This window comes from Leifsonia xyli subsp. cynodontis, from assembly GCF_050632205.1.
Taxonomy (GTDB): Bacteria; Actinomycetota; Actinomycetes; order Actinomycetales; family Microbacteriaceae; genus Leifsonia; species Leifsonia xyli_D.
The window spans coordinates 1,182,781-1,194,627 of the sequence record NZ_CP192578.1; the positions used below are offsets into that span (position 1 = coordinate 1,182,781).

The 11,847-nt window shown below is 71.1% G+C and carries 9 protein-coding genes; 5 read left to right on the plus strand and 4 right to left on the minus strand.

The features are described 5' to 3' along the window. Window positions 1-30 precede the first annotated feature (30 nt). Window positions 31-876, minus strand: coding sequence for a hypothetical protein (locus ACQ86M_RS05895; RefSeq protein WP_431247395.1), 846 nt, complete (start codon window positions 874-876; stop codon window positions 31-33). Between the two features lie 24 nt (window positions 877-900). Further along, window positions 901-1,881 carry an FKBP-type peptidyl-prolyl cis-trans isomerase gene (locus ACQ86M_RS05900; protein WP_431247396.1) on the minus strand — a complete coding sequence of 327 codons (981 nt, stop codon included), beginning with the start codon at window positions 1,879-1,881 and terminating at the stop codon, window positions 901-903. A gap of 84 nt (window positions 1,882-1,965) precedes the next feature. Between ACQ86M_RS05900 and ACQ86M_RS05905 the strand changes: the two genes are divergently transcribed. The 4 genes from ACQ86M_RS05905 to ispG all read left to right on the plus strand — a co-directional run bounded on the left by ACQ86M_RS05905 (window position 1,966) and on the right by ispG (window position 7,222). Then, window positions 1,966-3,303 (plus strand): aminotransferase class III-fold pyridoxal phosphate-dependent enzyme, encoded by a 1,338-nt coding sequence (locus ACQ86M_RS05905; RefSeq protein WP_431247397.1) that lies wholly within the window; start codon window positions 1,966-1,968, stop codon window positions 3,301-3,303. Between the two features lie 182 nt (window positions 3,304-3,485). After that, window positions 3,486-4,568, plus strand: a complete 1,083-nt coding sequence (locus tag ACQ86M_RS05910; RefSeq protein WP_431247398.1) for a 1-deoxy-D-xylulose-5-phosphate reductoisomerase — start codon at window positions 3,486-3,488, stop codon at window positions 4,566-4,568. Between the two features lie 95 nt (window positions 4,569-4,663). Beyond that, window positions 4,664-5,995 carry a M50 family metallopeptidase gene (locus ACQ86M_RS05915; protein WP_431247399.1) on the plus strand — a complete coding sequence of 444 codons (1,332 nt, stop codon included), beginning with the start codon at window positions 4,664-4,666 and terminating at the stop codon, window positions 5,993-5,995. A gap of 93 nt (window positions 5,996-6,088) precedes the next feature. After that, window positions 6,089-7,222 carry a flavodoxin-dependent (E)-4-hydroxy-3-methylbut-2-enyl-diphosphate synthase gene (gene ispG, locus ACQ86M_RS05920; protein ID WP_431247854.1) on the plus strand — a complete coding sequence of 378 codons (1,134 nt, stop codon included), beginning with the start codon at window positions 6,089-6,091 and terminating at the stop codon, window positions 7,220-7,222. Between the two features lie 122 nt (window positions 7,223-7,344). On the opposite strand, the gene ACQ86M_RS05925 is transcribed toward ispG, so the two are convergent. Next, on the minus strand, window positions 7,345-8,775 hold the full coding sequence (locus ACQ86M_RS05925) for an RNB domain-containing ribonuclease (RefSeq protein WP_431247400.1): 1,431 nt from the start codon (window positions 8,773-8,775) through the stop codon (window positions 7,345-7,347). A 118-nt stretch (window positions 8,776-8,893) separates the two neighbouring features. Here ACQ86M_RS05925 and ACQ86M_RS05930 point away from each other — a divergent pair, with 118 nt between their 5' ends. Continuing rightward, entirely contained in the window at window positions 8,894-10,660 is a 1,767-nt protein-coding gene (locus tag ACQ86M_RS05930) for a proline--tRNA ligase (RefSeq protein ID WP_431221166.1), read from the plus strand. A gap of 74 nt (window positions 10,661-10,734) precedes the next feature. On the opposite strand, the gene ACQ86M_RS05935 is transcribed toward ACQ86M_RS05930, so the two are convergent. Continuing rightward, complete coding sequence (locus tag ACQ86M_RS05935; RefSeq protein WP_431247401.1) at window positions 10,735-11,844, minus strand: FUSC family protein; 1,110 nt, start codon at window positions 11,842-11,844, stop codon at window positions 10,735-10,737. Window positions 11,845-11,847 lie beyond the last annotated feature (3 nt).

An 11,847-nucleotide genomic window follows, 5' to 3' on the forward strand; every position in this document is an offset into this window, starting at 1 on the left:
GGCCGTATGCCGGAAACGGCATGAAACCGGTCACGGCGTGAGCGGGGTGCCCTGCCGGCAGCCGAAGCCGCCTGCGTACACCATGCAGCCGTCGACGAACCCCGTGTACCGCACCGCGAGCGGTGAGCCGAACCAGGCGTTGTACAGGCGCGAGAAGTTGAGGTTGCCGTACGCCGAGCAGCCGCCGCCCGGTCCCTTCGGCGCCTTCAGCGTCTGGTCGTTCGGCTGGTAGGGCGTGTAGTTGTACAGGTTCGCCGTCGCCTGGTTGAGGATCGTCACGCTGCTCGCGCCGCAGGCCGCATCCGGGTGGTACTGGATGCGGTTCGCGCCGATCCGGTAGCGCCAGTCCCGCGGGTGGACGGTGTACTCGCGGAACTGCCACGCGGCCCGGTACACCTGGTTGAAGAAGCCGAAGTACCGGGTGTCGCACGCCGCGGTGTCCGGGCAGGCGTAGCCGGTGGCCTTGAGGTAGCCGGAGGAGCTGGGCGCCGTGAGCAGCGACTGCTCCTTCTGGAGCAGCACGAGGAGCACGCGCGGGCTGACGGTGCAGGCCTTCGCTACGCGCGCGATGATGCTGCTCGCGGCCTCCTTCTTGCGGGCGGGCAACGCCGTGCAGCGCTCGGGGGAGGCGGGCCGGGCGGGCGAGTTCATCCGGAAGTCGGCGAGGCACGGCACGCCGTCCTTGGGATGGCACGGGCGCTCCTCGAGGAAGCTCTGGATCTCGTCCGCCGTCATGGCATCCGGGTTGAAGAAGCTGTCGTCGCTGATGATGTAGCCGGGGTAGAACGGCGCCGGCGAGTCGGCGACCGCGGCGGCGGGCACCAGCACCAGGCCCGCCGCGACGGCGGAGGCCGCGGCGATCAGTCGCAGAGGCACGCGGGGGAGCCGCACGACTGTGCCCTAGCGCGAGGTCTTCAGGATGTCGATCACGAACACCATGGTGTCGGTGGCCTTGATCTCACCCGAGCCGGCCGAGCCGTACCCGTCGGCCGGCGGGACGATCGCGATGACCTGTGAGCCGACCTTCTGACCCTCGAGCGCCTTCTTGAAGCCGGCGACGACCCCGGTGGTCTGGAACGAGGCGGGCGCGCCGCGGCTCCAGCTGGAGTCGAACATCGTGCCGTTGCGCCACAGGACGCCCTTGTACTGCACGGTGACGGTGTCGCCGGCCTGCACCGTCTCGCCGTCGCCCTGCTTGAGCACCGCGATCTTCGTCTCGGTCGGCGGGTCGGCCTTCGGGATGGTGATGTTCGGCTCGCCGGTCTTGGCGTTGAGCTTGACGGCCGGGAAGCCCGCAGTCGGGGCGACGGTCTTGCCGTTCGCCCGGGTCGGCGTCAGGCCGACCACGTCGGCGACGAACACGACGCTGTCCTTCGTGGTGAGGCCGAGCTGCGAGAGGTCCTGGTTGCCGAAGGCGTCCTTGGCGGGGGCGGTGAGCACGACGCGCGATCCCACGTTGAGGCACTCGACGGCGCGCACGAGGCCGGGCACGTAGGCCTTGTCGTTGACCTGGATGGTCGCGGCGGCCGAGCCGTCGAAGCCCTGGGCCGCGGTCAGCTCCTTGCCGCTCGTGCCGTTGTACGCGGCGAGTGCGATGTCGACGCTGGAGCCGCCCTTGGCCTCGGCGCCGTCACCCTTGATGACGACGGTGCGCTCCACATCCGTCGTCTTCAGCGGCGCCGTGAAGCTCACCTTCGGCGTGGCCCGGTAGTCCCCGGTCACCTTCACCGACTTCGAGGTGTCGCCGGACTTGACGTCCTGGCAGGCATTCGCCGCGGGCGTCGCCGTGGACTTCGGCTCGGACGAGCCGCACGCCGCGAGACCGGCGACGAGGAGGGCCGCGGTGGCGGTCGCGGTCAGGGCCTTGAGAGAGGTACGCACGATCGACCATCCTGCCCTATCCGCCTCCGTCGAACCTGACAGCGGGTGATGGGTGCGCTGGATGCCGCCGCCTACGATGGATCCATGACCCGCGAATTCTCCGTGCCCCAGTCCCGCCACCTCGTCACCGAGCTGCCCGGCCCGCGCTCGGTGGAACTCCAGGAGCGCCGCGTCGCGGCGGTGAGCCGAGGCGCGGGCACCCTCGCCAACATCTACATGGAGTCGGGTTCCGGCGCGATCCTGGTCGACGTCGACGGCAACCGTCTGATCGACCTGGGCTGCGGAATCGGCGTCACGACGATCGGCCACGCGCACCCGGCCGTCGCGGCGGCGGCCGCCGAGCAGGCGTCGAAGCTCACGCACACGCTGTTCACGGTCACCCCGTACGAGAACTACATCGCCGTCGCCGAGAAGCTGGCAGAGATCACGCCCGGCGACTTCGAGAAGCACAGCATCCTCGTCAACTCGGGCGCCGAAGCGGTCGAGAACGCGGTCAAGATCGCCCGCAAGTACACCGGCCGCCGCGCCATCGCGACGCTGGACCACGCCTTCCACGGGCGCACCAACCTCACCATGGCCATGACCTACCGCCCCTGGCCGGAGCGCGCCGGCATGGGCCCGTTCCCGGGTGAGATCTACAGCCTCCCGATCAGCTACCCGTTCCGCGACCCGGAGGGGATGACCGGCGAAGAGGCCGCCGAGCGGACGATCGACTACATCCGCACCCACATCGGCGCCACAGAGCTCGCGGCGCTGTTCGTGGAGCCGATCCAGGGCGACGGCGGCATCATCATCCCGGCACCGGGCTACTTCGCCCGGCTCGCCGAGTTCTGCGCCGAGAACGGCATCGTCTTCGTGGCGGACGAGATCCAGGCGGGCATCGGCCGCACCGGCACGTGGTACTCGATCGAGCACCACGGCGTCGTGCCCGACCTCGTCACCAGCGCGAAGGGCATCGCCGGCGGCTTCCCGCTCGCGGCGGTGACCGGCCGTGCCGAGATCATGGATGCTGTGCAGCCCGGCGGCATCGGCGGCACGTTCGGCGGCAACCCGGTCTCGACCGCGGCGGCCCTCGCGACCTTCCAGGCGTTCGAGGACGAGGACCTCCTCGGCGAGGCGCGGCGCGTCGAGAAGGCGCTGTGGGCGCGGATCGGCGACTGGACGGAGCGGTTCCCGATCGTCGGCGAGGTGCGCGGCAAGGGCGCGATGTTCGGCGTCGAGCTGGTGAAACCCGGCACCAAGACCCCGAATCCGGAGGCGCTGCAGGCCGTGCTCGGCCACGCCACCCGCAACGGCGTCATCCCGCTGGATGCGGGCAGCTGGGACAGCGTGCTGCGCCTGCTCCCGTCGGTCGTCATCAGCGAGGAGCTGATCGACGACGCGGCCACCGTGCTCGAGGAGGCGCTCGGCCGCCTCGGCTGAGCCGCGCGCGATCCCTGCGGCGCCGACGCTCCCACACCGCCGCTGCGGTGTCGGGAACGGAGGAGTCCGCGCGTCCTGGCGCTCTGACATCCTCCGCACTCCGCATCCAGCGGCGAGTCGCCTCCGGCTCTCCTCCGTTTCCGCCGGGCACCCGGGCTGACCCTCGTGCGTACGATGGCCTCGTGCGCAGAGTCATCATCCTCGGGTCTACGGGCTCCATCGGCACGCAGGCGCTCGACGTCGTTGCCGCGAATCCCGACCGCTTCCGGGTCGTCGGGCTGAGCGCCGGCCGCAACGCCGACGAACTCGCCGCCCAGGCGGAGCGCTTCGGCGTGGTGGATACGGCCCTGGGAGCCGATGACTCGGAGCTGCTGGTGCGGTCGGTCGAGGCGGATGTGGTGCTCAACGGCATCACCGGCTCCGTCGGACTCGGCCCCACCCTGGCGGCGCTCGAGAGCGGCGCGATGCTCGCCCTCGCCAACAAGGAGTCGCTGATCGTCGGGGGCGGCCTGGTGAAGCGTGCGGCGGCGCCCGGCCAGATCGTCCCGGTCGACTCCGAGCACTCCGCGATCGCTCAGGCGCTCCGCTCCGGCGCGCCGTCGGAGGTGCGCCGCCTCGTGCTCACCGCGTCCGGCGGTCCCTTCCGCGGCCGTTCCCGCGAGTCGCTCCGCGACGTCACCCCGCAGCAGGCGCTTGCGCATCCCACCTGGGACATGGGCCTGGTGGTGACCACCAACTCGTCGACGCTCGTCAACAAGGGGCTCGAGGTCATCGAGGCGCACCTGCTGTTCGACGTGCCCTACGACCGTATCGACGTGACCGTGCATCCGCAGTCCGTCATCCACTCGATGGTGGAGTTCGTCGACGGCTCCACGATCGCGCAGGCGTCGCCGCCCGACATGCGCCTGCCGATCTCGCTCGGCCTCGGCTGGCCCGACCGCGTTCCGGACGTCGGCGTGCCGCTCGACTGGACCACGGCGCACACCTGGACGTTCGAGCCGCTCGACGACGAGGCGTTCCCGGCCGTACGCCTGGCGAAGCGCGTCGGGATGGCCGCGGGGACGTATCCCGCCGTCTTCAACGCCGCCAACGAGCAGGCCGTGGCCGCGTTCCACGCGGGGGCGATCGGGTACCTGGACATCCTCGGCACCGTCGAACGGGTGGTGGATGCGCACGTGCCGTCGGGCGAGCTGACCCGCGAATCGCTGGCGGCGGCCGAGCGCTGGGCGCGGACCAAGGCCGACGCGATCATCGCCGCGCGCTGACTGCGCGCGCTGACCTCCGCCCTGACAGCTGCCGCATAGCGGTCACCGAGCCGCTTCGCGGCCTCTTCCAAGGCGTGCGCCGCTACCCTGAAGCCGTGGATTCCGTGCTGCTGTTCGTCCTCGGCGTCGTCATCATCCTGATCGGCGTCGCTCTGTCGATCGCGCTGCACGAGATCGGGCACCTGGTGCCCGCCAAGCTGTTCGGCGTCAAGGTCACCCAGTACATGATCGGCTTCGGCAAGACGCTGTTCTCGTTCAAGCGGGGCGAGACGGAGTACGGCGTGAAGGCCATCCCGCTCGGCGGCTACATCTCGATGATCGGGATGTTCCCCCCGGGCAAGGACGGCGGCCGCGGCCGCAACGCGACCACCGGCTTCATGCAGCAGATGGCGCAGGATGCGCGCACCGCGAGCTCGGAGACCGTCGCCGTCGGCGAGGAGGAGCGCACCTTCTACCGCCTGCCGGTGTGGAAGCGCATCGTCATCATGTTCGGCGGCCCGTTCATGAACCTCGTCATCGGCGTCGTGCTGTTCGGCGTGCTGCTGATGGGCTTCGGCGCGCCGCAGAGCTCCACGACCGTCGCGACCGTGAGTCAGTGCGTGCTCCCCGCGGGGAGCACCAGCCAGACCTGCCCGGCGGATGCGACCCAGGGGCCGGCGGCCGCGGCGGGTCTGAAGCCGGGCGACACCATCGTCAGCATCGACGGCACGAAGATCTCCAGCTGGGACCAGTCCACGGCCATCATCCGGCAGTCGGCGGGCAAGACGCTCACCGTGGTGCTCAGCCGCGACGGCGAGCAGCGCACGGTGCAGCTCACGCCGGTGGTCAACACGGTCGCGAAGACCGACGCGAACGGCGCGGTGGTCAAGAACGCCGTGGGCGGCATCGAGACGCTCACGGTCGGCTTCGTCGGCATCGGACCCGTCACGAAGCTCGTTCCGCAGCCCGCGACGGCGGTGCTGCCGGCGGTCGGCGCCCAGACCGGCGCCGTCGTCAACGTGTTCGTGCACCTGCCGCAGCGCATGGTCGACGTCTGGAATGCCGCTTTCGGCTCTGCGGAACGCGACCCGAACGGCCCGATCAGCGTCGTGGGGATCGGCCGCGCGGCGGGGGAGCTGACCGCGCTCGACGGCGTGCCGGTGGTGGACAAGGTCTACACGATGATCGGGATGCTCGCCTCGCTCAACATCGCCCTCTTCGTCTTCAACCTCGTCCCGCTGCTGCCCCTCGACGGCGGTCACATCGCCGGCGCGCTGTGGGAGGGCCTGCGGCGCACCGTCGCCAAGATCTTCCGCCGCCGCGATCCGGGCCCCGTGGACATGGCCAAGCTCATGCCGCTGACGTTCGCGGTCGTGATCGTGCTCGGCGGGATGAGCGTGCTGCTGATGTACGCGGACATCGTGAAGCCGGTCAACCTGTTCGGCTGATCGGCCGATCGACCGCTCGCGTGTTCGGCCGACGTCCAGCCGGCTCCCACCCCGCCGCGTAGGATTGGGGACGTGGCAGCAATTAATCTGGGGATGCCCAAGGTCCCCGAAACCCTCGCCCCCCGTCGCAAGTCCCGTCAGATCCGCGTGGGCAAAGTGCTGGTCGGCGGCGACGCCCCGATCAGCGTCCAGTCGATGACCACGACGCCGACCACCAACATCAACGCCACGCTGCAGCAGATCGCCGAGCTGACGGCCTCCGGCTGCGACATCGTCCGCGTGGCCGTCCCGAGCCGCGACGACGCCGAGGCGCTGCCGATCATCGCGAAGAAGAGCCAGATCCCGGTCATCGCCGACATCCACTTCCAGCCGAACTACGTCTACGCGGCGATCGACGCCGGGTGCGCGGCCGTCCGCGTCAACCCGGGCAACATCCGCAAGTTCGACGACCAGGTCGGCGAGATCGCGCGCCGCGCCAAGGAGGCCGGCGTATCGCTCCGCATCGGAGTGAACGCCGGCTCGCTCGACCGCCGCCTGCTCGAGAAGTACGGCAAGGCGACCCCGGAGGCCCTCGTCGAGTCGGCCGTCTGGGAGGCGAGCCTGTTCGAGGAGCACGACTTCCACGACTTCAAGATCTCGGTCAAGCACAACGACCCGATCGTCATGGTGAAGGCGTACCGGATGCTCGCCGAGCGCGGCGACTGGCCCCTCCACCTCGGCGTGACCGAGGCCGGACCTGCGTTCCAGGGCACCATCAAGTCGGCGACGGCGTTCGGCATCCTGCTGGGCGAGGGCATCGGCGACACCATCCGCGTCTCCCTCTCCGCTCCGCCGGCGGAGGAGGTCAAGGTGGGCCTGCAGATCCTGCAGTCGCTCAACCTCCGCGAGCGCAAGCTCGAGATCGTCTCGTGCCCGAGCTGCGGCCGGGCCCAGGTGGATGTGTACTCGCTCGCCGACAGCGTCACCGAGGGGCTGCAGGGCATGAGCGTGCCGCTGCGCGTCGCGGTCATGGGCTGCGTCGTCAACGGACCGGGCGAGGCCCGCGAGGCCGACCTCGGCGTCGCGAGCGGCAACGGCAAGGGCCAGATCTTCGTGAAGGGCGAGGTCATCAAGACGGTGCCTGAGTCCGAGATCGTCGCGACCCTCATCGCCGAGGCGAACCGCCTGGCCGACGAGATGGGCGACCGTCCCTCGGGCGAGCCGAGCGTCAGCGTCGGAGCGCACTGAGGCGGCTGCGTCTTCCGCTTGGGACTTCGGAAAGGGAGGACATCCGGTTCTCACTGCAGCTGGAAGTCCTCCCTTTCCCGCCGACCCGCCGACGCCGCCGGCCGAACTCCTCCGTTGCCCGCTCAGCCGACGGGGTCGAACGCGACCTTCCCGGTCGCGATGTCGGCGGCCGTCACGCGCACCGTCACGCGGTCGCCCGGCGCGACGCCGTCGCCGCGGGGCGCTGAGGCGCTGACGGCCGGATCGTCCAGCTGCACGAGGACGGTGCCGTTGCGCACGGCCAGCACGGTCGCATCCAGCTCGGTGCCGATCCGGGAGCTGAGCAGGGCGGCCTCTACCCGGTCGACCGCTCCGGCCTCGACCTGCCCGGCCAGGTGGGATGAGGTCCCCATGATCGAGGGCAGCTCGGCCAGCGAATCCCGCGCCCAGGACGGCACCGGGCGCCCCGCACACAGCGCCTCGCAGATCACCAGGCCCCAGCGGTCGACGAGCCGTCGCAGGGGAGCGGTGACGTGCGCGTACGGTGCCGCGATCGCGGAGTGCTCCGGGTGGGCCGGAACGGCTCCGTCGAGGACGGCGTAGCCGGCGCCGCGGAACAGCGAGGTCGCGGCCTGCAGGACAGCGGCGGCCCGGGGGTGCGCGGGGTCGAGCGTGCGCAGGTACTCGCCGTACGGCATCCCCTCGGCCCACGGCAGGCCGAGCGCGACCGTCTGCGCCCGGAAGGTGCGGAACGCGTCGTCGTCGGGCGCGGGCATGGTCCGCAGGATGCCGACCCGCGCGTCGAGCATCAGGCGTGCGGCCACCATGCCGGTCAGCAGGGAGAGCTGCGCGTTCCAGTTCTCGGCCGGGAGGGAGGCCCGGCGCTGCAGCGTGTACCCGCCGTCGCGCACGACCACCTCCTCGTCCGGGGTGTTGAGGCTGGCGCCGCCGCGTTCGCGCTCGCACGCGATCCGCGCCTCGCCGACCTCGCGGAGCAGGGCGAGCTCCTCGGGAGCAGACCCGTCGTCGACCGCGGCCTGCGCCTCCTCGTAGCTCCACTGCCGGTGGGAGCGGACGCGCGCGCGGGAGACGGTCGCCGAGAGCTCGTGCCCGCCGCCGTCGAGCTGGATGTCCCAAACGAACGCCCCGCGGATCTCCCCGGCCAGCAGCGATCCCGCGTTCTCGCCGATGGCGGCGGGATGCAGGGGCACGCGGCCGTCGGGCGCGTAGATGGTCTGGCCGCGCCGGCGGGCCTCCGCGTCCACCGCGCCGCCGGGCTCGACCAGCGCCGGGACGTCGGCGATCGCGTAGCGGACGCGGAACCCGTCGGCCGTGCGCGAGAGATGCAGCGCCTGGTCGAGGTCGGTGGACCCGGCCGGGTCGATGGTGAGGAACGGCACGTCGGTGAGGTCGGCATCCGGCAGGGAGGGGTGGGCGGCCGCCGCCTGCGCCTCCGCCTCGACCGGCGCGGGGAACCCCTCGGGCAGCCCGAGTTCGGCGCGGAGCGCGTGGAGGGATGCGGCCAGCGGTGCTGCGGCGGGGGACGGGGCGACGCGGGTCCGGCGGTCGGGCATGCCGCCACCCTAGCCCCGGCCGTCGTGCCGAAATCGTGCACAGGATGCGGCCGTGTCCGGTTCTCCACGGATCCGGCGCCCGCGCGGGAGCGCAGCGCGCGCCCCATAAACTGGTTCCGTGCCTACACGCTTGAGCAACTACTTCCTCCGCACGCTTCGCGAAGACCCTTCCGATGCCGAGGTCACCAGCCACCGGCTGCTGGTCCGCGCCGGGTACATCCGGCGCCAGGCGCCGGGCATCTTCGCGTGGCTTCCGCTGGGGTTGCGCGTGAAGGAGAAGATCGAGCGCATCATCCGCGAGGAGATGTCGGCCGCCGGAGCGCACGAGGTGCACTTCCCTGCGCTGCTGCCCCGCGAGCCCTACGAGGCCACCGGGCGTTGGGAGGAGTACGGCGACGGGATCTTCCGGCTGAAGGACCGCAAGGATGCGGACTACCTGCTCGCGCCGACGCACGAAGAGGTCTTCACCCTGCTCGTCAAAGACCTCTACGCGTCGTACAAAGACCTGCCCCTGACGATCTACCAGATCCAGGACAAGTACCGCGACGAGGCGCGTCCGCGCGCCGGCCTGCTCCGCGGCCGCGAGTTCACGATGAAGGACGCGTACTCGTTCGACTACACCGACGGCGGACTCGACGCGAGCTACATGGCGCAGCGCGATGCCTACGAGCGCATCTTCACGCGACTCGGGCTGTCCTACGTGATCGTGCAGGCCGACGCCGGCGCCATGGGCGGCTCGCGGTCGGAGGAGTTCCTCCACCCCACCCCCGTCGGCGAGGACACGTTCGTCCGCTCGGCGGGCGGCTACGCGGCCAACGTCGAGGCGTTCACCACGACGCCTCCGCCCGCCCGGTCGTACGAGAAGCTGACGCCGCAAGAGGTGCTCGACACGCCGGGTACGCCGACCATCCAGACGCTCGTCGACCTCGCGAACGAGAAGCACCCGCGGCCGGACGGCCGGGCGTGGACGGCGGCCGACACTCTGAAGAACGTCGTGCTCGCCCTGACCCACCTCGACGGCACGCGCGAGCTCGTGATCGTCGGTCTGCCCGGCGACCGCGGCGTCGACCTCAAGCGCGCCGAGGTGGCCTTCGCCCCGGCGGAGGTCGAGGCGGCCACCGACGAGGACTTCGCGAAGCACCCCGGTCTGGTGAAGGGCTACATCGGTCCCTGGTCGCCCGAGGGGCCGGTACTCGGCGAGGAGTCCGCGACCGGCATCCGCTACGTGGTCGACCCGCGCGTGGTCGACGGTTCGGGATGGATCACCGGCGCCAACATCGAGGGCAAGCACGTCTTCGGGCTGGTCGCGGGCCGCGACTTCGGCTGGGACGCCGTGGTCGAGACCGCCGAGGTGAAGCCCGGTGACCCTGCGCCCGACGGCTCCGGTCCAGTCGAGCTCGCGCGCGGCATGGAGATCGGGCACGTCTTCCAGCTCGGCCGAAAGTATGCGGAGGCCCTGGGCCTCAAGGTCCTCGACGAGAACGGCAAGCTCGTGACCGTCACCATGGGCTCCTACGGCATCGGCGTGACGCGCATTCTGGCGATCATCGCGGAGGAGAACAACGACGACCGCGGCCTGATCTGGCCGGAGTCGATCGCGCCGTTCGACGTGCACGTGGTGGCGACGGGGCGCGACGCTGCGGCGTTCGAGCTCGCCGAGGAGGTGATCGGACAGCTCGAGGACGCAGGGCTCGACGTGCTCTACGACGACCGCCCCAAGGTCTCGCCGGGTGTCAAGTTCGGCGACGCCGAGCTGATCGGCGTGCCGCGGGTCCTCGTCGTGGGCCGCGGAGCGGCGCAGGGCGAGGTGGAGCTGTGGAATCGTCGCACCGGCGATCGACGCACCCTGTCGGTGGCGGACGCGGTCGCCGAGCTCACCGCCTAGCGGGGTGCGCCTGACCTGTGGCGCCTGAGTCGCGGCGCCTGAGTAGCGGCGCCTGAGTCGCGGCGCCTCCCGGCTCAGCCCGTGGAGGCGTCGTCGCCGGCGATCTCGACGTGGATGCGGCGCAGGTCCTCGACCAGCGACCCGATCAGCACCCAGTGCCGCGGGTCGGGGGTGGCCACCGTCAGTGGCGCGGTGAGCACCGGCACCCCGCCGGTCTCGGTCCCGGGCTCGACCACCGGCTCGTCCGGGTCGCGCACGAGAAGGCGCAGGTCGTGGGCTGCCCGGTGCAGCTCGTCCGCGATCGCGTGGATGGTGGGCTCGGCGGCCAGGCTCCCGTCGTAGTGGTCGTGGAAGGCCCGCGTCATGCCGAGCGTGCGGTTGATCAGCGGCCGCAGGCTGTCGAACAGCCGCTGGTCGTGCTCCAGGTACACGCGATGCTTCCGCTGCCTCGGATTGAGCGACAGGCTGTCGTCGGCAGCCGTCAGAGCCGACTGCGCTTTGGCCTCCATCGGCCGCAGCAGGCGCGCCTCGATCAGCAGCGCATCCAGCTGGGCGCGGGTGTGCTCGGTCAGGAGGGCGTCGGCCAGCCGATCGAGCGTCGCCGCGATCTCATTGCCCAGCGCGAGCACCGACTGCCGTGCGGGAGCCGTGAGCACCGGCGGCACGATCGCGACGTTGACGACCACACCGACCGCCGCGCCGATGATCGTCTCCACGATGCGGGCGAGGGCGTACTGGGGGTCCGAGGCGCCGATCGCCAGCACCAGCATCGCCGTGATCGGCACCTGGTTCGCGGTACCGGGGGTCAGCCTCAGCGCCCAGGCGAGCAGGACCGACACGACGACCGCGAGAAGCACGATCCAGCTGTTCGTGCCGAACGCCAGGCCGATCAGGTACGCAACCACGACGCCGCCGATGACCCCGAGCGAGCGTTCGATCGCACGGCCCACCGACTGGTTCACGCTCGGTTGGACCACGAGCAGGGCGGCGATCGTCGCGAAGATCGGCAGCTCTCCGTGCACGAAGATGCTCGCCAGCGCCCAGGCGACGATCATGGCGACCGCCGTCTTCACCACCTGCAGGAAAGGCGCGCGGGTGCTGGTCCGGATGGTGGCCGGGAGCGCGATCGCAGCCGGGAGCCGACGCCGGAAGCGGCGGGCGTCTACCGAGCTGGTGCGTGCCACCCC